The sequence below is a fragment of the Paracoccus benzoatiresistens genome, assembly GCF_026913015.1.
In the GTDB taxonomy this organism is placed as follows: domain Bacteria; phylum Pseudomonadota; class Alphaproteobacteria; order Rhodobacterales; family Rhodobacteraceae; genus Paracoccus; species Paracoccus benzoatiresistens.
The window spans coordinates 11,477-30,941 of the sequence record NZ_JAPTYD010000023.1; the positions used below are offsets into that span (position 1 = coordinate 11,477).

Consider the following 19,465-nt stretch of genomic DNA (forward strand, 5'->3'; position numbering starts at 1 on the left):
GGTTCTTGCCCTCGCGCCGGTTATATTTTCAAGTCAAGCACTTCAGCCGGCGCCGAAGACCTCGCCCACGAATCCTGTCAGGTCGGCGATGCGGCTTACGCCCATGCCACCCGCGCCCTCGACCTTCTGGCTGTCGGGCAAAATCGCTTGTGAAAAACCAAGTTTCTGCGCCTCTTTCAACCTGTTTTCCGCCTGCGCGACAGGACGCAGCGCACCGGACAGGCTGATTTCGCCAAACAGCACCGCCTCGGGGGGCAGGGCGCTGTCCTCGCGGGCAGACAGCAGCGCCCCGGCGATGGCCAGATCCGCCGCCGGTTCGTTGACCCGCATCCCGCCCGCGACGTTCAGGAACACATCCAGCCCCGCGAACGGAATGCCGCAGCGCGCCTCGAGCACCGCCAGGATCGTGCTGACCCGGCCGCTGTCCAGGCCCACCACGGTCCGGCGCGGCGATGCCAGCGTCGAAGGCGCCACAAGCGCCTGCACCTCGGTCAGCACTGGACGCGTGCCCTCGATCCCGGCGAAGACCGCGCTGCCGGGAACCGGCTGGCCACGTTCGGAAAGGAACAAGGCCGACGGGTTCGCCACCTCGGCCAAGCCTGCGCCGGTCATCTCGAAGACGCCGATCTCATCCGCCGGGCCGAAGCGGTTCTTGACCGACCGCAGGATGCGGAACTGGTGGCCGCGCTCGCCTTCGAAATAGATGACGGTATCGACCATGTGCTCGACCACCCGCGGACCCGCGATCTGGCCTTCCTTGGTCACGTGGCCCACCAGGAAGATCGCCACGCCCTTGCGCTTGGCAAAGGTCACCAGCTCGTGCGCGGCGGCCCGCACCTGGGCCACGCTGCCGGGCGCGGCCTCGACCTGGTCGGACCACAGCGTCTGGATGGAATCGATGATCGCCAGGTCGGGACGTTCAGCGTCCAGCGTGGTCAGGATGTCGCGCAGGTTCGTCTCGGCGCCCAGCCGGACCGGCGCATCCGCCAGCCCCAGCCGCTGGGCGCGCATCCGCACCTGGGCACTGGCTTCCTCGCCGCTGATATAGACCGCGCTCGCCCCGCGCCGGGCAAAGGCCGCGGCGCCCTGCAACAGCAGCGTCGATTTACCGATGCCGGGGTCGCCGCCGACCAGCACCGCGCTGCCGGGCACAAGACCGCCGCCCAGCACACGGTCCAGCTCCTCCATCCCCGACAGGCTGCGGGGGGGCGGGGCCTCGGTCGTGGCCAGGCTGGACAGCGGCACGGTGCGGCCCTTGTGGGCCCCAAGGCCGCGACCCGGACCCTGGGACAGGGGCGCTTCCTCGACAATGGTGTTCCAGGCCCCGCAGGCGTCGCAGCGCCCGGCCCATTTCTTGTGGGAGGCACCGCAGGCGGTGCAGGTGAAAGCATTGGTGGATTTTGCCATGCCCTTCATGTGGCATCTGCGGCCAGCCGCCGCAAGTTGGCGCGGTCACGCCATTGTCGGCTTGATCTTTGGGGGCAGCGGGGTCAGGTTCCCCGCGCAAATCCAAGGCATCCCGCATGGCAAGTCCACGACCGTTCTCCCGCTATGAATTCACCATCGCCTGGCGATACCTGCGCGCCCGCAGGGCCGAGGGCGGGGTCAGCGTCATGACCTGGATCAGCCTGATCGGCATCGCGCTTGGCGTGATGGCGCTGATCGCGACACTGGCGGTGCGGGCGGGTTTTCGCGCCGAATTCGTGGACACGATCCTGGGCGCCAATGCCCACACGACCGTCTACATGGCCCCGCAGCGGATCGAGAACGAGTTCACCGAGGATGTTTATGTCGTCCCCGGCCGGATCGCCGATTACGACGCCAAGGCGGCCACGCTGGCGGAGGTTCCGGGCGTCACTCGGACCGCGCCGGTCATTCGCGGGCAGGTCATGGCCACCGCCAACGACAGTTCGAACGTGGCCGAGGTTTTCGGCGTAAGCCTTGACGATCTCAAGGCAATGCCCCGGATCGTGGACCCGGAAACCTCGACCGGCAACCTTGAGGATTTCGACCGCGGCATCGCCATCGGCTCGGGCATCGCGCGCGAACTGGCCGTGGGCCTGGGCGACAGGATCCGCCTGATCGCGCCCGAAGGCGCGCGCACCGCGATCGGCACCACGCCGCGCGTCAAGGCCTACGAGGTCACCTATATCTTCAGCGCCGGGCGCTACGACATCGACCGGACGCGCATCTACATGCCCATGGCCGAGGCGCAGTCCTATTTCAACCGCGAGGGTGTCGCCGACGAGATCGAGGTCTTTGTCGCCGACCCCGAGAAGGTGGACGACTGGACGGTGCCGCTGCTGCAGGCGGCGGGCGAGGGGGCGCAGGTCTGGAACTGGCGCGACTCCTCCGGCAGCTTCCTGGCCGCGCTGGACATGGAGGACGACGTGATGTTCGTCATCCTGTCGGTGCTGGTCCTGATCGCGTCCATGAACATCACATCGGGCCTCATCATGCTGGTCAAGAACAAGGGGCGCGACATCGGCATCCTGCGCACCATGGGCCTGACCGAAGGCGCGGTGCTGCGGGTCTTCTTCCTGTGCGGGGCCTTCACGGGCGTCATCGGCACCATCGCCGGCGTGATCCTGGGCGTGTTGCTGGCGCTGAACGTGGACAACATCATGGCGGCGCTGAACGCGCTGACCGGCGGCGGCGCCTGGCAGCCCGAGGTGCGCGGCATCTATCGCCTGCCCGCCGAATTGCGGGCCTGGGACATCTTCCGCGCCGTGGCGCTGTCTCTGTTCCTGTCCTTCGTGGTCACCATCTTTCCCGCGCGCCGCGCCGCGCGCATGAACCCGGTCGAGGCGCTGCGCTATGAATGACGTGTTGCGCCTGGAAGGGGTCGGCAAGACCTATGGCAAGGACGGCCCGGCACCCGTGCCGGTGCTGCGCGGGTTCGATCTGGCGGTGGCGCGGGGCGAGGTGGTGGCCCTGGTCGCGCCCTCCGGCGCGGGGAAATCGACGCTGCTGCATATCGCCGGGCTGCTGGACACGCCCGATGCCGGACGGGTGATCCTGCAAGGCCGGGACATGACGGGCCTGCCCGACAAGCCCCGGACCGAGGCGCGGCGGGCGGACCTGGGCTTCGTCTACCAGTTCCACCACCTGCTGCCCGAATTCAGCGCGGCGGAAAACATAATCCTGCCGCAGCTGGCCAACGGCGCTCCGCAACGCGACGCCGCCGCGCGTGCCGCCGACCTGCTGGGCCGCGTAGGCCTGTCAGCCCGCGCGGATCATCGCCCTGCGGAGCTGTCGGGGGGCGAACAGCAGCGCGTCGCCTTCTGCCGCGCGCTTGCCAACCAGCCCGCGCTTCTGCTGGCGGACGAACCGACCGGCAACCTCGATCCCGAAACCTCGGACCGGGTCTTCGACATGCTGATGGCGCTTGTCCGTGACACCGGGCTTTCGGCGCTGATCGCCACGCATAACCACGATCTCGCCCGGCGCATGGACCGGATCATCCGCCTTGATCGGACGGTTGCGTGACCCGGGCAGCCGGGGCAAACTTGGGCAAACTTGGGCAAACCATCAGGAGGGGCAGCGATGAAGGCAACATATGGGGCGGTCCTGACCGGGCTGGCGATGGCGGGCCTGATCGCCGCCTGCGCGCCGCAGGCGTCCGACCGGGCGCAGGCGCGCAACGACTTTAACGCGCTCTGCGTCGATTGCCACGGCGCGGATGGCCGGGGCGGCGGGGCAGCGGCTGCGGGGATGACGCCCGCGCCGGTCGATCTGACCCAGGTCGCCGCCAGGAACGGCGGGGTTTTCCCGCGCCTTCAGGTGATGGGCCATATCTATGGCTTCACGCCGGGGCGCAGCGAATCGCCGATGCCGGAATTCGGGGATCTGCTGGACGGCCCGACCATCCCCTATGACGCGGGCGACGGTGTTCCCACGCCGACGCCCGTGCGGCTGGTCGCCCTGATGGAATATGTCGAGGCGATGCAGCAGTAAGCGATGGCCAGGACGATCCTGTCGGCTGCGGCCCTTGCCGCGGCCCTGGCGCAGCCCGCCGCGGCCGATCCCTTCGAGGATTTCGGCACGGCGATGAAATACGGCCTGCCCGTGGCCGCAGCCGTCTGCGCCGCCCGCGACGACCGGCTGGAGGATTTCGCGGTCCGCGGGGCGCTGCAGGCGGCCGTCGTTCTGGGCCTGAAAACCTGGCTGGACGGTGCCCCCGTATCGGTCCGCCCCAGCGGAGAGGGCAGGGGCTTTCCGTCCGGCCATTCCGCCGCGGCGGCCTTTGGCGCGGCGGACCTTGCGGGCAAGTGCTTTCCCGATGACCGCGCGGCGGGGATCGGACTTTACGGCGCGGCGGGTCTGACGGCGGCCAGCCGCGTCCATGCGGGCGAACACACGATGCAGCAGGCGCTGACGGGGGCGCTGATCGGCTTCAGCTTCGGCGCCGCCGATTTCGGCATCGGGACCGAGGGCGCGAGCTTCAGCGTCGGGATGCGCTTCTGAGCCGCCCGCAACGGTCCAGCCAGGCATTGATCGCAGCCAGCGATTCCGGCTCGTCCAGCCAGGGCACATGGGCACGGTCCGGGACCTCGGCAAAGATCGCATCGGGACGGCGGCGCAGCATCTCGGCGGCGGCGCCAGCCGACAGAAGGTCCGAATTCGCGCCCCGGATCAGCGCGACCGGCAAGCCCGCAGTCGCATCCCACAAGGGCCAAAGGTCGGGCGCATCGCCCTTGAAGGCTGCCAGGAAAGCCTCGCGCAGGGCAGGGTCATACCTGATCCGCAGCCCCTCGGGGGTTTCCTCGTAGTGCTTCCGGGCGTCGGCCAGCCAGCGGCCCTGGGGCACATCGGCAAACCCCGCCATCGCGGCATCCAGCCGCCTGGCCAGCAGGTCATGGGTCCGCGCCGCGGGATTGCGTCCGACATAGTCGAAGATCCGCTCCAGCCCCGTCTGCTCGATCACCGGCCCCACATCGTTGAGGCACAGCCCCAGCAACCGGTCATGCGCGACGGCGGCCAGCAACAGCCCGATCAACCCGCCCCGCGAGGTCCCAAGCACCGCCGCCTGGCCGATCCCCAGGTGATCCAGCAGCGCCAGCGCATCCTTGCCCTCCTGCGGGACGGTATAGGTGGCGGCCCCGGTCCAGTCCGACTGCGCCCGCCCGCGGTAATCCATGCGGATCAGACGCACCCCAGCCAGATGCGGCGCGACATAGTCGAAATCGCCCATGTTCCGCGTCAGTCCCGCAAGGCACAGGACCGGCAGCCCCTCGCCCTCGTCGGAATAGGCCAGCCGCGCGCCGTCATTCGCCGTGAAGAACTCGACCATGTCCTGCCTTGGACCTCAAATATCCCACAGGGGGTCCGGGGGACGTGAAGTCCCCCGGCGCGACATCACAGATTCTCGCTCTGCGGCATTCCCAGCACGTGATAGCCGCCATCGACCAGCACGACCTCTCCGGTGGTGCAGGCGCCCCAGTCGGACAGCAGCCAGACGGCGGTGCCGCCGATCGCCTCCAGCGTGGCATTGGCACGCAGGGGAGCATTGGCCTCGGTATGGCGGAAGGTCTTGCGCGCGCCGCCGATGGCAGCACCCGCCAGCGTCTTCATCGGGCCGGGGCTGATCGCATTGACGCGGATCCCGTCGGGGCCAAGGTCATTGGCCAGATAGCGCACGGTGGATTCCAGCGCCGCCTTGGCGACACCCATGACGTTGTAGAAGGGCGTCACCCGGTTCGACCCGCCATAGGTCAGCGTGACCACCGACCCGCCCTCCGCCATCAGCGGATGGGCGCGCCGCGCCACCTCGATCAGCGAATAGCACGAAATCTCCAGGCTGTGCTTGAAGTTCGCGCGGCTGGTGTTCACGAACCGCCCGGTCAGTTCGTTCTTGTTGGAAAAGGCGATGGCGTGGATCACGAAGTCCAGCCTGCCCCAGCGTTCGGTGATCGACGCGAAGGCCGCGTCCAGCGACGCATCGTCGGTCACGTCCACGTCCAGCAGGAAGTCCGACCCCACCGAGGCGGCCAGCGGCTGGACCCGCCTGCCGAAGGCATCCCCCTGATAGGAAAACGCCAGTTCGGCACCCTGGTCGGCCACCGCCCTTGCGATGCCCCAGGCGATGGAATGGTCATTGGCGACCCCCATCACAAGCCCGCGCTTGCCCTTCAGAAGATCGCCCATTACTGCCCCCGTTCTTATTCTTTGTAACGCGACATCAGCAGGGTGGCGTTGGTGCCCCCGAACCCGAAGCTGTTCGACAGCACCGAGTCGAGCCCGGCATTGTCCACCCGGCTGGTGGCAATCTCGCCCGGCTGGATTTCGGGATCCAGTGTCGTCACGTTTGCAGAGGCTGCAATGAAGTCATTTTGCAACATAAGCAGGCTGTAGATCGCCTCGTGCACGCCCGTCGCGCCCAGGGAATGCCCGGTCAGCGACTTGGTGGAGCTGATCGGCGGCGTGTTGCCCTCGCCCCAGATGCGGCGGATCGCCTTGACCTCGCCGATGTCGCCCACCGGGGTCGAGGTGCCATGCGCGTTGATATAGCTGACGGTGCGCCCTTCGGGCAGCGTCGAAAGCGCCAGCCGCATCGACCGCTCGCCACCCTCGCCCGAGGGGGCGACCATGTCATAGCCGTCGCTGGTCGCGCCATAGCCGGTGACCTCGGCGTAAATCTTGGCGCCGCGGGCCAGTGCATGGCTCAGTTCCTCCAGCACCACGACCCCGCCGCCACCGGCGATCACGAAACCGTCCCGGGTCGCGTCATAGGGGCGCGACGCGGTCTGCGGCGCGTCGTTGTATTTCGACGACATGGCGCCCATGGCGTCGAACAGGCAGGACAGAGTCCAGTCCAGTTCCTCGCCGCCGCCGGCGAAGACGATGTCCTGCTTGCCCATCTGGATCTGCTCGACCCCGTTGCCGATGCAATGGGCCGATGTCGAGCAGGCCGAGGTGATGGAATAGTTCACGCCCTTGATCTTGAAGGGCGTGGCCAGCGTGGCCGAGTTGGTCGACGACATGCAGCGCGTCACCATGAAGGGCCCCATGCGCTTGGGGCTGCCCTTCTCGATGACGGTCTGGTGCGCCTCGAAGAAGTTCGACGTGGACGGCCCGCCCGATCCCATGATCAGGCCGGTGCGCGGGTTCGACACGTCACCTTCCTCAAGGCCGGAATCCTTGATCGCCTGTTCCATGGCGATGAAGTTGTAGGCCGCGCCCGGACCCATGAAGCGCAGGTTGCGCTTGTCGATGTGATCCTCCAGCTTGATCTGCGGCATGCCGTGGATTTGGCTGCGGAAGCCGTGTTCGGCATATTCCGGCGCGAAAACGATGCCCGAACGGCTTTGCTTCAGGCTTTCCGTCACCTCCTCGGCGTTGTTGCCGATGGGCGAGACGATGCCAAGGCCGGTGATGACGACGCGTCGCATGGGCCTTCTCCTTTGTATCAGTTGGCCGACAGGGCGACCTTCATGTCCTTGACTTGATAGATGGTCTCGCCATCCGCCTCGACCCGGCCATCGGCCACGCCCATGGTGAGGCGCCGGGTTTGCACGGCCTTGGTGAAATCGACATGGTAACGCAACAGCTTGCGGTCGGGGCGGACCATGCCGGTCAGCTTGACCTCGCCCACGCCCAGGGCATAGCCGCGCCCCTGCCAGCCGCGCCAGCCCAGGTTGAAGCCGGTCAGCTGCCACAGCCCGTCAAGGCCAAGGCAGCCCGGCATGATCGGATTGCCGGGGAAATGGCAGGCGAAGAACCACAGATCGGGCGTGATGTCGAACTCGGCCACCACATGACCCTTGCCATGGGCGCCGCCATCCTCGGAAATGTCCGTGATGCGGTCCATCATCAGCATCGGCGGTTCGGGCAACTGCGCATTGCCGGGGCCGAACAGCTCGCCCCGCGCGCAGGCCAGAAGGTCGTCGCGGTCGAAGCTTGTCTTGTCCATCGCCATGCGGTCTTGCCTTTCCTGCAGGCCATCCGGCCCCGTCCAAATCGACGCTTCGTCTATCACTTGGGGCGACGCGCGTGCAAGTCAATGCGACGGGGCGGCTTGCATCCCGCAAGGCAGCGGGCGACAAGCGTCCCAAATCCGATGGAGGATCCCCATGAGCCTGTATGTCGCCCTGCAGATGGACCCGATCGAGGATGTCTCGGTCATCGCCGACAGCACCTTCCGCATCGGGCTCGAGGCCGAGGCGCGTGGCCACAGGCTGTTCCAGTACACCGTTGACCAGCTGCGCTATGACGAGGGCCGGGTGATCGCCCGCGGCCGCCCCGTGACCCTGCGCCGCGAGCAGGGCAACCACGTCACCTTCGGGGACTGGGCCGAGGCGGACCTGTCCGACTTCGATGTGGTCTGGCTGCGCCAGGATCCGCCCTTCGACATGGCCTATGTCACCTCGACGCATCTTCTGGACCGGGTGCATCCCGGCACGCTGGTGGTCAACGATCCGTTCTGGGTTAGGAACTGCCCGGAAAAGCTGATGGTGCTGGACTTTCCCGACCTGACGCCGCCCACCATGATCGCCCGCGACCCCGCCGCGATCAGGGCCTTCCGCGACCGGCACGGCGACATCATTGTGAAGCCGCTTTACGGCAACGGCGGCGCAGGGGTCTTCCACCTGGACCCCGAGGATCGCAATCTCTCGGCGCTCCTGGAGCTGTTCTCGGGCATCAGCCGTGAGCCGATGATCGCGCAGAAATACATCCACGCGGTCAGCAAGGGCGACAAGCGCATCATCCTGGTCGATGGCGAACCCGTGGGCGCGATCAACCGCGTGCCGCAGACCGGCGAGGCGCGGTCGAACATGCATGTCGGCGGCCGGGCCGAGAAGATCGGTCTGACCGAACGCGAATACGAGATCTGCAAGCGCATCGGGCCGACCCTGCGCGAAAAGGGCCTGATCTTCACCGGCATCGACGTGATCGACGGCTGGCTGACCGAGATCAACGTGACCTCGCCCACGGGCATCCAGGAACTGGAACGCTTCGACGGCATCAACGCCGCCGAAGCGATCTGGCAGGCGATCGAGCGACGCGTCGCCGCCGCCTGATCTTCTTCATCCAAATATCCTCGGGGGTCCGGGGGGCGAAGCGTCCCCGGTCCTTATCCCGCCTCGCGGACGCGTTCCTCGACGATCTCGAAGGGCACCCCCGGCTGATCCTTCGCCGCCCGGATCACCAGAGAGGTCTTGACGCTGGCGACATTCGGCGCGGCGGTCAGCGATTGCGTCAGGAAGCGCTGGAAGGTTGACAGGTCGGGCGAGACGCATTTCAGGATGAAGTCGATCTCGCCGTTCAGCATGTGGCATTCGCGGACCAGGGGCCAGCCCTGCACCAGCGCTTCAAAGGCCGAAAGGTCGCGCTCGGACTGGCTCGCCAGGCGGACCATGGCAAAGACCTGCACCTCGAAGCCCAGTTCGCGCGCGTCGATATCGGCGTGATAGCCGCGGATGAAGCCCGTCTCCTCCAGCGCGCGGACGCGGCGCAGGCAGGGCGGGGCCGAGATGCCCACCCGGCGGGCCAGTTCGACATTCGTCATCCTGCCATCGGCTTGAAGTTCGGCCAGGATCTTGCGGTCAATGTCGTCCAGTTTTGCGCCGGCCATGCTGCTCTTTCTTGATCGGGTATTTGGCGTTTCCGGAAACTACAACGCAGCACCCTTCCGCGCAATATTCTTTCCGGGCGCGTGTTGCGTTGCAGAGTCCGACGGGAAGGACTACCTCATGCACAAACACGGAATGGGACGCAAGATGATGGAGCAAAAGTTGACGGGCAGCACGCATGTGAAACTTCTGATCGTGGGATCCGGCCCCGCGGGCTATACCGCTGCCGTCTATGCCTCTCGCGCCATGCTGAAGCCGATGCTGATCCAGGGGATGCAGCCCGGCGGACAGCTGACCATCACCACCGAGGTCGAGAACTGGCCGGGCGAGACCGAGATCCAGGGTCCCGAGCTGATGGTCAAGATGGAGGAGCACGCCCGCGCGATGGGCGCCGACATCGTGGTCGACCTGGTCACGAAGTTGGACTTGCAGCAGCGCCCCTTCGTCGCCACCTGCGACAGCGGGCGCGTTGTGACGGCCGACGCCGTGATCCTGGCCACCGGCGCGCAGGCCCGCTGGTTGGGCCTTCCGTCCGAGGAGAAGTTCAAGGGCTTCGGTGTTTCCGCCTGCGCGACCTGCGACGGCTTCTTCTATCGGGGCCGCGAGGTCCTGGTGATCGGCGGCGGAAACACTGCGGTCGAGGAGGCGCTGTTCCTGACAAAGTTCGCCAGCAAGGTGACGCTGGTCCACCGCCGCGACGCCCTGCGGGCCGAGAAGATCCTGCAGCAGCGCCTGTTCAAAAACCCCAAGGTCGAGGTGATCTGGGATCATGAACTGACCGAGGTTCAGGGCACCGACACTCCGGCGGGCGTCACGGACGCGGTCCTGACCTCGACCAAGGACGGCAGCACGCGCACCGTCCCGGCGGATGGCGTCTTCGTCGCCATCGGCCATGCCCCCGCCAGCGAGCTGGTCAAGGACCAGTTGGAGCTGCACAACGGCGGCTATGTGAAGGTGGAACCCGGCAGCACGCGCACCTCGATCCCCGGCGTCTTCGCGGCCGGCGACCTGACGGACCACATCTATCGCCAGGCGGTGACCAGCGCGGGCATGGGCTGCATGGCGGCGCTGGACGCCGAACACTGGCTGGCGGAACATGACGCCGCGGGCGAGCCCGACCCGTCGCATGGCGAACTGCCCGAGGTCGCGGCGGTCTGAACGAAAAAGGGGCGCGGTGATCCGCGCCCCTTCTTCCTGTCGGCCCGTGATTACTGCGACAGCGTGAACGGCGCGGTCATCTGGTTCACGTTGTCCTTGTTGATCAGCACGCAGTCGAAGAGCTGCTTTTCGGTATCCACGCCGGTCGAGCCGTTCTTGATGAAGTTGTCGGCCTGGCGCACGGCTTCTTCGGCAAAGACGGCGACGGGCTGCAGGACGGTGTATTGCAGTTCACCGGCCTTCACCGCCTCGACCGCGTCGGGCGAACCGTCGAAGCCGCCGACCTTCACCTGCTCCAGCTTGCCGGCCTCTTTCAGCGCGGCGATCGCGCCCAGGGCCATCTCGTCATTGCCCGAGATCACGCCGATGATGTCGGGATTGGCCTGCAGCAGCGACTGCATCTTCTGGTAGCCCTGGGTGCGGTCCCAGTTGGCGACTTCCTGGCCCGCCTTCACCAGATCCGGATATTGCGACAGCACGGTCTCGTAGCCGTTCGAGCGGGTCTGGGCGTTGTTGTCCGACGGCGCGCCGAACAGTTCGACATAGTTGCCGGTATCGCCCACGGCCTCGACCCAGGCCTGCGCGCCAAGGGCCGCGCCCTGGGCATTGTTCGACACCAGCTGCGCCTTGGCCAGGCCTTCCTGGTTGATCTCGGCGTTGACCAGGAAGACCGGGATGCCCGCATCGACGGCCTTCTGCACCGCGCCCACGGAACCGTCGGCATTGGCCGGATCCAGGATCAGCGCCACCGACTTGTTGGTGATCGCCGTATCGACCAGGGTGCTTTCGGTGTTGGTGTCGCCCCGGTGCGCGGCCACGTTGGCGGTATAGCCCAGCTCCTCGGCGGTCTTCTTGGCGACCTCGCCCTCGGTGAACCAGTAGGGGTTCGCCGGGTCGTTGACGATGATGGTGATCAGCCCCTCGGCCTGGGCCGCGGCCGCCATCAGCGGCAGCGAGGCAGCGGCGGCAAGCAGCGCGCGGCGGGTCATCTTGAACATAGTCTCTCTCCCTTGGGGTTGGTAAAGCTGCCGCGAATTGGCAGGGTTGCCGCCCGGGCCCCCCGGCCCGGACGGAAAGGAATGGCCGTCAGGACTTGCGCCCGCCGCGCCCGTATTGGATCGAGTTCATCAGCACGGCCAGCACGATCACCGCGCCGGTGAAGACCGTCTGCCAGTAGGAACTGACGCCGATGATCACCAGGCCCGCCGACAGAAAGCCGATCACGAAGGCGCCCAGCATGGTGCCGCGCACGCCGCCGCGTCCGCCGGTCAGCGCCGCGCCGCCGATCACGACAGCGGCGATGGCCGTCAGTTCATAGGTCGTGCCCGCCGTGGGCCCCGCCGAGGTCAGCTGAGAGGATAGCACCAGCCCGGCAACCGCCGCCAGCGCGCCCGAGATCGTGTAGACGGTGATCTTCACCCGCCGCACCGGCACGCCCGACAGTTCCGCCGCGCGCTCGTTTCCGCCCGAGGCGTAGAGCCAGCGCCCGAAGGCCGACCGCGACAGCATCAGCCCGGCCAGGACCGCCACCACCGCCAGCACGATGACGCTGATCGGGATCCCGCCCAGCCGGTTGAAGCCCAGCCAGTTGAAGCCGGTGTTGCCCAGGGCTTCCTGTCCGCGCAGGTTGTTGTAGGTCAGACCGTTCGTCATCAGCAGCGCGACGCCGCGGGCGACATACATCACGCCAAGGGTGGCCACGAAGGGCGGCACCTTGAAGAAGGCGATCAGCACGCCGTTCAGCGCGCCCACCAGGGCACCGATGGCGATGGTCAGGACCACCACGGCCCAGACCGGCGGATAAAGGATCACCCCCGCCCAGTCCAGCGTGACGCCCTGCATCATCGCGCCCGCGCAAACCCCGCACAGCGCGAGGATCGAGCCCACCGAAAGGTCGATCCCGCCGTTCAGGATCACCAGCAGCATCCCGATCGACAGGATGCCATAGATCGCCACCTGCGACGACATGATCAGGAAGTTCGAGACCGTGAAATAGTTCGGCGACAGGAACGAGAAGACCGCGATGATCGCGATCAGCGCAAAGAAGGCGCGGCCTTCCAGCAGCAGCCGGCCCAGGCTGAAGCCGCCGGACTTGGGCGCGTTGGTGGTGGTGGCAGACATGGGGTTTCCTCCCTCACTTGGGTCCGTCAGGCAGCCACGGACTCGCCCGAGGCGGCCATGATCTTTTCCTTGGTGACGGTGGAATCGAATTCGGCCGAGATCCGGCCCTTGTGCATGACGATGATCCGATGGGCGATGGACAGGCATTCGCTGACTTCGGACGTGGAATAGACGACGGCAAGGCCCTGGCGCGCGCCTTCCGCCAGCAGCCGGAAGACCTCGGCCTTGGCGCCGATGTCGATGCCGCGCGACGGTTCGTCCAGCATGATGACGCGGGGCTTCGTCGCCAGCATCTTGCCGATCACGACCTTCTGCTGGTTGCCGCCCGACAGCGACCCGATGGCCGCGCCCCCGCCCGAGGTCTTGACCGTCACGTCGCGGATGCTGTCCTCGATCAGCTTCCTTTCGGCCCGCGTGCTGGTGAACAGCCCCCGCGTGAAGTTGCGGATGGAGGCCAGCGACAGGTTCTGCCCCACGCTCATGGTCTGGACCAGGCCGTCGCGCTGCCGGTCCTCGGGGACCAGGGCCAGGCCCCGGGCGATGCGCTCGCCTATGGATAGGTGGGAAATTTCCTGGCCTTCCAGCACGATTTCGCCGCCAGTGGCGCGCAGGCGTCCCGCGCAGGTTTCCAGCAGTTCCGTGCGCCCCGCGCCCATCAGGCCATAGATGCAGACGATCTCGCCCGCCTTCACGTCCAGGGACAGGTCGCGGACCAGATCCTTGCCCGTCGAATCGGGCACCGACAGGTTGCGGATCGACAGGGCGACCTCTCGCTTGTCGCTGTCGGGCGGGCTGCCCAGGTCGTAGTTCTCGCCCACCATGTTGCGCACGATCCAGTCGAGGTCGATGTCCGCGCGCGGCGCATAGGCCGTCATGGTGCCGTCGCGCAGCACCACCGCGTGGTCGGTGATCGTCAGCGCCTCTTCCAGGTGGTGAGAGATATAGACGATGGACACGCCCCGCGCCGTCAGGTCGCGGATGACCTTGAACAGCACCTCGACCTCGCTGGCGGACAGGGCGCTGGTGGGTTCGTCCATGATCAGGATGCGGCTGTCCACCGACAGGGCGCGGGCGATCTCGACGATCTGCTGCTGGCCGAGGCGCAGTTCCTCGACGGGGGTGAGGGGGTCGATCTCCTCCTCCAGCTCCTCCATCAACCGGCGGACCTGGCGTTCCTCCTCGGCGAAGTCGACGCCCATGGGCCCGCGCAACTCGCGGCCCATGAAGATGTTGTCGCGCACCGACAGGTTCGGGGCCAGCGACAGTTCCTGGTGGATGATCGAGATGCCACGGTCGCGCGCCTCGTTCGCATTGGCGAAATTGACCGGCTGGCCGTCCAGGATGATCTCGCCCGAGGTGGGCTGGATCACGCCGGACAGGATCTTCATCAGCGTGGACTTGCCCGCGCCGTTCTCGCCGAACAGCGTCGTGACCTGGCCGCGATGGATGTCGAAGTTCACGCCCTTCAGCGCGTGGACATTGCCATAGGACTTGGAGACGTTGCGCGCCGCCAGCACGACTTCGCGCACGTCGGGATTGCCTTCGGTCTGGCGCGTCATTGGACCGCGACCTCGACCGGAGTGATCATCCAGTTCTTGGGGTTGATCAGGCGGAAGGCGCCGGTGACGGTGACGGTCTTGCCGGACAGGTTGGCCGTGTCGATCCCGTCCAGCACGGCGGCCTTCATGGCGCGGTTGATGCCCGATCCCGCGTCCTGGTATTCGATCTGGTTCTTGAAGCTGCCGAAGGCGATATCGCCCGGCGCGTCGCGCAGGTCCGTGCCGTTGATCGCGGGGCCAGTCTGGACGCGAACGGTGATGTCTTCGGGCACGCCCTGGGCCTGGAGGGGATAGACGCCCGACTTCGCCTCGCCCGCCACCCCGGTCACGGTCACGAACATGATCGCGCCGGTCGAGGATGCGGTGCCATATTTCTCGGCCGCCTCGTTCTTGTCGGCCAGCACCTCGGGCGCGAGCGTCGCGGCATCCACGGCCTTTTCCTTCACGAACGCCTGGATGCGCGGGAATTCGGCCTGGCCATAGGTGTCCGGCGAGAATGCCTGCGCGCGCACATCGGATTCGGATCCGATGGGGACAACGGTCGTATCGAACGCGATGGCGCCGACAAGAAGAACGGCCGCCGCCACGCCGATCAGGATGCCGCGCCGCGACGGTGCAGCGGCCTTGGGCGCGGGAGAGGTCGGGGCGATGCTTTGCGTCATGGATGAGGGCCCTGGCAGATGTGAAGGGGGTCGGCGGTCGTCAGGCTGCCGCATGGAACCTTGCACCATCGCCACGCATTGGCGGCTTGCTTGTCCGGCATGGCCGATCCCCCCGTTACGTTCCTTTCGCCAGGCCGCGATCATTGACCACACGGACCCGGCGGCAGGGTGCCTCCTCTGACAATCCCTGCTCTGGCTCCGACCTTATCTGAAATTAATTTCTATGTCTGCAAAAAAATGCATTCACGATCCCTGTTCTTTCGTGTATGGATTTTCGGACGGGGCGTGGTGCTGCAGTGACCATGCAGGAGGATACGGAAATGACTGCCGACGCATTCGGCCCAACGCATGGGGGCCTTGGCCATGTCCGGCCGTGACATCCTGATCGGCATCGACGCGGGCACTTCGGTCATCAAGGCGGTGGCCTTCGACCTGGGCGGCCGGCAGATCGCGGCGGCATCCGTGCCCAATTGCTATCATTCGGGCGCCAATGGCGTGGCCACGCAATCGCTGGCGCAGACCTGGGACGATTGCGCGGCGGCGCTGCGCGGCCTTGGCGCCAAGGTCGAGGGGCTGGCGCGCCGGACGGCGGCGCTGTCGGTGACGGCGCAGGGCGACGGAACCTGGCTGGTCGGCCGCGACGGGCCGGTGGGGGATGCCTGGCTGTGGCTGGACGCCCGCGCCGCGCCGACGGTCGCGCGGCTGGCGGGCGGTCATGCGAACCGCGCGAGGTTCGAGGCCACGGGTACGGGGCTGAACACCTGCCAGCAGGGCAGCCAGATGGCGCATATGGACGCGCATGCGCCCGAACTTCTGGACGGCGCGCAGGTCGCGCTGCATTGCAAGGACTGGCTGTATCTGAACCTGACCGGCGTTCGGGCGACCGACCCGTCCGAAGCCAGCTTCACCTTCGGCAATTTCCGCACCCGCCAATACGACGACGCCGTGATCGAAGCGCTTGGCCTGACGCATCGCCGTTCCCTGCTGCCTGACATCATCGACGGGACCCAGGTCACGCATCCTTTGACGGAGGAGGCCGCACGCCAGACCGGGATTCTGGCGGGGACGCCGGTGAGCCTCGGCTATGTGGACATGGTGATGACCGCGCTGGGTGCGGGCGTCTATGGCGGGGCTGCGGGCGACGTGGCCTGCTCGACCGTGGGTTCGACCGGCGTGCATCTGCGGGCCGTGCGCGCGGAAGACGTGCATCTGAACGACGAAGGCACCGGCTATGTGATCTGCCTGCCGATCCCCGGCATCGTCACGCAGGTCCAGACGAACATGGCCGCGACATTGAACCTGGACTGGGTTCTGGGGATCGCGGCGGGCATCATGTCCGACATGGGCCAGTCGGTCACGCATCGCGACCTGGTGGCCCATATCGAGGGCTGGCTGGCGCAGGCGAAGCCCGGCCAGATCGTCTATCACCCCTATATCTCGGACGCGGGGGAACGCGGGCCGTTCGTCAATGCCGATGCGCGGGCGGGCCTCATCGGTCTGTCGGCGGGCCACCGATACCCCGACCTGATCCGCGCCGTGGCCGAGGGCCTGGGGATGGCCATGCGCGATTGTTATGCCGCGATGGGCCCGCTGCCGGGCGAACTGCGCCTGACAGGCGGCGCGGCGAGGTCGCGTGGCTTGCGCGGGATCCTGTCCGCCAGCCTGAACGCGCCTGTCCGCGTGTCCGGGCGCGACGAGGCCGGTGCCGCCGGCGCCGCCATGATGGCCGCCGTCGCCATCGGCGCCTATCCGGACATGGAGGCGTGCATTTCCGAATGGGTGACGCCGCTTCTGGGGCAGGCAGAATCGCCCGACCCGGCGCTGGTTGCCGCCTATGACGCGCTGTTTCCCGCCTTTGCCGCTTCACGCCGGGCCTTGACGCCCGCATGGGACGCCCTGGCCGCGGCCCGTTCCCTGAAAGGACATTGAGATGACCCCTGAACCCGACATGATAGACCTTTTCGTCATTGGCGGCGGCATCAACGGCGCGGGCGTGGCCCGCGACGCCGCAGGGCGGGGTCTGAAGGTCGTCCTGTGCGAAAAGGACGACCTGGCGCAGGGCACCTCGTCACGGTCGGGCAAGCTGGTCCACGGGGGCCTGCGCTATCTGGAATATTACGAATTCCGTTTGGTCCGCGAGGCGCTGATCGAGCGAGAGGTCCTGCTGGCGGCCGCCCCGCACATCATCTGGCCGATGCGCTTCGTGCTGCCCCATTCGCCCGAGGATCGGCCCGCCTGGCTGGTCCGCCTTGGCCTGTTCCTTTACGACCACCTGGGCGGCAGGAAGAAGCTGCCCGGCACCCGCACTCTGGATCTGCGCCGCGACCCGGAAGGCGCGCCGCTGCTGGACCAGTATCACAAGGGCTTCGAATACAGCGACTGCTGGGTCGATGACGCCCGCCTTGTCGTGCTGAACGCCGTGGGCGCCGCCGAGAAGGGCGCCGAGGTCCTGACCCGCAGCCCCTGCATCTCGGCCCGGCGCGAGAACGGCGCCTGGACCGTCCAGACCCGCAGCAGTGTGACGGGCGAAATCCGCACCTTCCGCGCCCGCTGCATCGTCAACTGCGCGGGACCCTGGGTTTCGCAGGTGATCAACAACGTCGCGGGCTCGAACTCCAGCCGCCAGGTCCGGCTGGTCAAGGGTAGCCATATCATCGTGCCGAAATGGTGGTCGGGCCAGCAGGCCTATCTGGTCCAGAACAAGGACAAGCGGGTCATCTTCATCAACCCCTATGAAGGCGACAAGGCGCTGATCGGCACCACCGACATCCCGTGGGAGGACCGGGCCGAGGACGTGGCCGTCTCGGACGAAGAAATCGACTATCTGCTGGCCGCCGTGAACCGCTACTTCAAGGAAAAGCTGCGCCGGTCCGATGTGCTGCACGCATTCTCCGGCGTGCGGCCGCTGTTCGACGATGGCGCGGGCAACCCTTCGGCGGTGACGCGGGACTATGTCTTCGACCTGGACACGACCGGCGGGGCGCCGCTGCTCAATGTCTTCGGCGGCAAGATCACCACCTTCCGCGAACTGGCCGAGCGCGGGATGCACAAGCTGCGCGACATCTTCCCGAAGATGGGTCCCGACTGGACCGAGACCGCGCCCCTGCCGGGCGGCGAGATCGCCAATGCCGACTTCGAATCCTTCCTGAACCTGCTGCGCGAGTTGCACCCCTGGATGCCGCGCAAGCTGGTCGTCCATTACGCCCGCCTTTATGGCGCGCGGACCAAGGACGTGGTGGCCGGGGCCATGAGCCTCGACGGCCTTGGCCGTCACTTCGGCGGCAACCTTTACGAGGCCGAGGTCCGCTATCTGGTCGCCAGGGAATGGGCGCAGCAGCCCGAGGATGTCCTCTGGCGGCGCACCAAGCATTACCTGCACCTGACGCCGCAGGAACGCGACGCCTTTGCCGACTGGTTCCACCAATCCGATCTGGCGCAGGCCGCCTGAAGGACAAGCCGATGCCCTTGACGCTTTCGCTGAACACCAATCCGCTGGTCAACCGCTTCGCCGATCCCGACGATCTGATCGACACGGTCGCGCGCGACCTGCGCATCCGCGACCTGCAACTGACGCACGAGTTCATCAACCCAAGCTGGCCCGCGCCGGTGATCCGCCGCCTGACGCGCCAGATGGCTGCTGCGCTGGAGCGCACCGGCGTGCGCGTCACCAGCGGCATGACCGGGCCTTACGGGCGGCTCAACCACTTCGGCCATCCCGACCGCGACGTGCGGCGCTATTACGTCGATTGGTTCAAGACCTTTGCCGACATCATCGGCGACCTAGGGGGCACTTCGGTCGGCACGCAGTTCGCGATCTTTACCTATCGGGACTATGACAACCCGACACGGCGCGAGGAGCTGATCCAGATCGCCATCGACGCTTGGGCCGAGGTCGCGGACCACGCCAAGGCCGCCGGGTTGTCCTATGTCTTCTGGGAACCGATGAGCGTGAGCCGCGAGTTCGGCGAGACGATCCAGGCCTGCATGGATTTGCAGGACCGGCTGACGGCGGCGAACATGGCCGTGCCGATGTGGATGATGGCGGATATCGACCACGGCGACGTGACCAGCCCCAATCCTGACGACACCGACCCTTATGCCTGGGCGCGCGCGGTACCGAAGGTCAGCCCCATCATCCACATCAAGCAGTCGATGATGGACAAGTCCGGCCACCGCCCCTTCACCGCCGAATACAACGCCAAGGGCGCCGTCCAGCCCGAACCGCTGCTGGCGGCCTTTGCCGAAGGGGGCGCGGTGGACAACGAGATCTGCCTGGAGCTGTCCTTCAAGGAACGCGAGCCGAACGACCGCCAGGTGATCGCCCATATCGCCGAAAGCGTGGCCTTCTGGGCGCCGCATATCGACAGCGGCGCGGACAGCCTGCGGGTCTGAC

At 66.9% G+C, this 19,465-nt stretch carries 19 protein-coding genes; 9 read left to right on the forward strand and 10 right to left on the reverse strand.

The window, feature by feature from the left end:
- Nucleotides 1-42: 42 nt before the first annotated feature.
- Nucleotides 43-1,407 (reverse strand): DNA repair protein RadA, encoded by a 1,365-nt coding sequence (gene radA, locus OU682_RS14420; RefSeq protein ID WP_268942861.1) that lies wholly within the window; start codon nt 1,405-1,407, stop codon nt 43-45.
- Nucleotides 1,408-1,523: 116 nt separating this feature from the next.
- Here radA and OU682_RS14425 point away from each other — a divergent pair, with 116 nt between their 5' ends.
- From OU682_RS14425 to OU682_RS14440, 4 genes are read left to right on the forward strand one after another with little or no spacing between them, the layout of a single operon-like run.
- The gene (locus OU682_RS14425) at nt 1,524-2,825 is read left to right on the forward strand and encodes a lipoprotein-releasing ABC transporter permease subunit (RefSeq protein WP_268942862.1); all 1,302 of its coding nucleotides are present in this window, start codon (nt 1,524-1,526) and stop codon (nt 2,823-2,825) included.
- Nucleotides 2,818-3,489, forward strand: coding sequence for an ABC transporter ATP-binding protein (locus OU682_RS14430; RefSeq protein ID WP_268942863.1), 672 nt, complete (start codon nt 2,818-2,820; stop codon nt 3,487-3,489). Before OU682_RS14425 ends, OU682_RS14430 begins: the two co-directional genes overlap by 8 nt.
- A gap of 57 nt (nt 3,490-3,546) precedes the next feature.
- Entirely contained in the window at nt 3,547-3,957 is a 411-nt protein-coding gene (locus OU682_RS14435; RefSeq protein ID WP_268942864.1) for a cytochrome C, read from the forward strand.
- A 3-nt stretch (nt 3,958-3,960) separates the two neighbouring features.
- A complete protein-coding gene (locus OU682_RS14440) occupies nt 3,961-4,467 on the forward strand; it encodes a phosphatase PAP2 family protein (RefSeq protein WP_268942865.1) in 507 nt (168 codons plus the stop codon).
- Here the strand turns inward: OU682_RS14440 and OU682_RS14445 are convergent.
- The 4 genes from OU682_RS14445 to fabA form a co-directional block, all read right to left on the reverse strand.
- Nucleotides 4,445-5,293, reverse strand: coding sequence for an alpha/beta fold hydrolase (locus OU682_RS14445; protein WP_268942866.1), 849 nt, complete (start codon nt 5,291-5,293; stop codon nt 4,445-4,447). The genes OU682_RS14440 and OU682_RS14445 overlap by 23 nt on opposite strands.
- Before the next feature lie 65 nt (nt 5,294-5,358).
- Nucleotides 5,359-6,147: an enoyl-ACP reductase FabI gene (locus tag OU682_RS14450; protein WP_268942867.1), complete on the reverse strand. Its 789-nt coding sequence runs from the start codon at nt 6,145-6,147 to the stop codon at nt 5,359-5,361.
- Nucleotides 6,148-6,161: 14 nt separating this feature from the next.
- A complete protein-coding gene (fabB, locus tag OU682_RS14455; protein ID WP_268942868.1) occupies nt 6,162-7,391 on the reverse strand; it encodes a beta-ketoacyl-ACP synthase I in 1,230 nt (409 codons plus the stop codon).
- 17 nt (nt 7,392-7,408) lie between these two features.
- The gene (gene fabA / locus OU682_RS14460; protein ID WP_268942869.1) at nt 7,409-7,918 is read right to left on the reverse strand and encodes a bifunctional 3-hydroxydecanoyl-ACP dehydratase/trans-2-decenoyl-ACP isomerase; all 510 of its coding nucleotides are present in this window, start codon (nt 7,916-7,918) and stop codon (nt 7,409-7,411) included.
- Nucleotides 7,919-8,072: 154 nt separating this feature from the next.
- On the opposite strand from fabA, the gene gshB reads away from it, so the two are divergent.
- Complete coding sequence (gene gshB / locus OU682_RS14465; protein WP_268942870.1) at nt 8,073-9,020, forward strand: glutathione synthase; 948 nt, start codon at nt 8,073-8,075, stop codon at nt 9,018-9,020.
- 53 nt (nt 9,021-9,073) lie between these two features.
- Here gshB and OU682_RS14470 read toward each other — a convergent pair whose 3' ends face one another.
- On the reverse strand, nt 9,074-9,574 hold the full coding sequence (locus OU682_RS14470; protein WP_268942871.1) for an Lrp/AsnC family transcriptional regulator: 501 nt from the start codon (nt 9,572-9,574) through the stop codon (nt 9,074-9,076).
- Between the two features lie 145 nt (nt 9,575-9,719).
- On the opposite strand from OU682_RS14470, the gene trxB reads away from it, so the two are divergent.
- Nucleotides 9,720-10,730 (forward strand): thioredoxin-disulfide reductase, encoded by a 1,011-nt coding sequence (gene trxB / locus OU682_RS14475; protein WP_268942902.1) that lies wholly within the window; start codon nt 9,720-9,722, stop codon nt 10,728-10,730.
- A 50-nt stretch (nt 10,731-10,780) separates the two neighbouring features.
- On the opposite strand, the gene OU682_RS14480 is transcribed toward trxB, so the two are convergent.
- From OU682_RS14480 to OU682_RS14495, 4 genes are all read right to left on the reverse strand, one after another.
- Nucleotides 10,781-11,728, reverse strand: a complete 948-nt coding sequence (locus OU682_RS14480; RefSeq protein ID WP_268942872.1) for a D-ribose ABC transporter substrate-binding protein — start codon at nt 11,726-11,728, stop codon at nt 10,781-10,783.
- Nucleotides 11,729-11,816: 88 nt separating this feature from the next.
- Nucleotides 11,817-12,851: an ABC transporter permease gene (locus OU682_RS14485; RefSeq protein WP_268942873.1), complete on the reverse strand. Its 1,035-nt coding sequence runs from the start codon at nt 12,849-12,851 to the stop codon at nt 11,817-11,819.
- A 26-nt stretch (nt 12,852-12,877) separates the two neighbouring features.
- On the reverse strand, nt 12,878-14,410 hold the full coding sequence (locus OU682_RS14490; RefSeq protein WP_268942874.1) for a sugar ABC transporter ATP-binding protein: 1,533 nt from the start codon (nt 14,408-14,410) through the stop codon (nt 12,878-12,880).
- Nucleotides 14,407-15,072: a DUF2291 family protein gene (locus tag OU682_RS14495; protein ID WP_268942875.1), complete on the reverse strand. Its 666-nt coding sequence runs from the start codon at nt 15,070-15,072 to the stop codon at nt 14,407-14,409. The genes OU682_RS14490 and OU682_RS14495 overlap by 4 nt, the downstream gene beginning before the upstream one ends.
- 363 nt (nt 15,073-15,435) lie before the next feature.
- Here OU682_RS14495 and OU682_RS14500 point away from each other — a divergent pair, with 363 nt between their 5' ends.
- Genes OU682_RS14500 through OU682_RS14510 form a run of 3 tightly spaced genes read left to right on the forward strand, consistent with a single transcriptional unit; the run spans nt 15,436 to nt 19,464 of the window.
- A complete protein-coding gene (locus OU682_RS14500; RefSeq protein ID WP_268942876.1) occupies nt 15,436-17,001 on the forward strand; it encodes an FGGY-family carbohydrate kinase in 1,566 nt (521 codons plus the stop codon).
- A 1-nt stretch (nt 17,002) separates the two neighbouring features.
- Nucleotides 17,003-18,520 carry a glycerol-3-phosphate dehydrogenase gene (locus OU682_RS14505; protein WP_268942877.1) on the forward strand — a complete coding sequence of 506 codons (1,518 nt, stop codon included), beginning with the start codon at nt 17,003-17,005 and terminating at the stop codon, nt 18,518-18,520.
- Nucleotides 18,521-18,531: 11 nt separating this feature from the next.
- Nucleotides 18,532-19,464: a sugar phosphate isomerase/epimerase family protein gene (locus OU682_RS14510; protein WP_268942878.1), complete on the forward strand. Its 933-nt coding sequence runs from the start codon at nt 18,532-18,534 to the stop codon at nt 19,462-19,464.
- The last annotated feature ends 1 nt before the right edge of the window (nt 19,465 follow it).

Bases quoted from the DNA above. Each gene is read 5' to 3' on its own strand.
- OU682_RS14485 (WP_268942873.1), bottom strand. From the start codon at position 12,851: ATGTCTGCCACCACCACCAACGCGCCCAAGTCCGGCGGCTTCAGCCTG.
- OU682_RS14430 (WP_268942863.1), top strand. From the start codon at position 2,818: ATGAATGACGTGTTGCGCCTGGAAGGGGTCGGCAAGACCTATGGCAAG.
- trxB (WP_268942902.1), top strand. From the start codon at position 9,720: ATGATGGAGCAAAAGTTGACGGGCAGCACGCATGTGAAACTTCTGATC.
- OU682_RS14500 (WP_268942876.1), top strand. From the start codon at position 15,436: ATGTCCGGCCGTGACATCCTGATCGGCATCGACGCGGGCACTTCGGTC.
- OU682_RS14480 (WP_268942872.1), bottom strand. From the start codon at position 11,728: ATGTTCAAGATGACCCGCCGCGCGCTGCTTGCCGCCGCTGCCTCGCTG.
- gshB (WP_268942870.1), top strand. From the start codon at position 8,073: ATGAGCCTGTATGTCGCCCTGCAGATGGACCCGATCGAGGATGTCTCG.
- OU682_RS14505 (WP_268942877.1), top strand. From the start codon at position 17,003: ATGACCCCTGAACCCGACATGATAGACCTTTTCGTCATTGGCGGCGGC.
- OU682_RS14470 (WP_268942871.1), bottom strand. From the start codon at position 9,574: ATGGCCGGCGCAAAACTGGACGACATTGACCGCAAGATCCTGGCCGAA.
- radA (WP_268942861.1), bottom strand. From the start codon at position 1,407: ATGGCAAAATCCACCAATGCTTTCACCTGCACCGCCTGCGGTGCCTCC.
- OU682_RS14510 (WP_268942878.1), top strand. From the start codon at position 18,532: ATGCCCTTGACGCTTTCGCTGAACACCAATCCGCTGGTCAACCGCTTC.
- OU682_RS14490 (WP_268942874.1), bottom strand. From the start codon at position 14,410: ATGACGCGCCAGACCGAAGGCAATCCCGACGTGCGCGAAGTCGTGCTG.
- OU682_RS14495 (WP_268942875.1), bottom strand. From the start codon at position 15,072: ATGACGCAAAGCATCGCCCCGACCTCTCCCGCGCCCAAGGCCGCTGCA.
- OU682_RS14450 (WP_268942867.1), bottom strand. From the start codon at position 6,147: ATGGGCGATCTTCTGAAGGGCAAGCGCGGGCTTGTGATGGGGGTCGCC.
- fabA (WP_268942869.1), bottom strand. From the start codon at position 7,918: ATGGCGATGGACAAGACAAGCTTCGACCGCGACGACCTTCTGGCCTGC.
- OU682_RS14435 (WP_268942864.1), top strand. From the start codon at position 3,547: ATGAAGGCAACATATGGGGCGGTCCTGACCGGGCTGGCGATGGCGGGC.
- fabB (WP_268942868.1), bottom strand. From the start codon at position 7,391: ATGCGACGCGTCGTCATCACCGGCCTTGGCATCGTCTCGCCCATCGGC.
- OU682_RS14440 (WP_268942865.1), top strand. From the start codon at position 3,961: ATGGCCAGGACGATCCTGTCGGCTGCGGCCCTTGCCGCGGCCCTGGCG.
- OU682_RS14445 (WP_268942866.1), bottom strand. From the start codon at position 5,293: ATGGTCGAGTTCTTCACGGCGAATGACGGCGCGCGGCTGGCCTATTCC.
- OU682_RS14425 (WP_268942862.1), top strand. From the start codon at position 1,524: ATGGCAAGTCCACGACCGTTCTCCCGCTATGAATTCACCATCGCCTGG.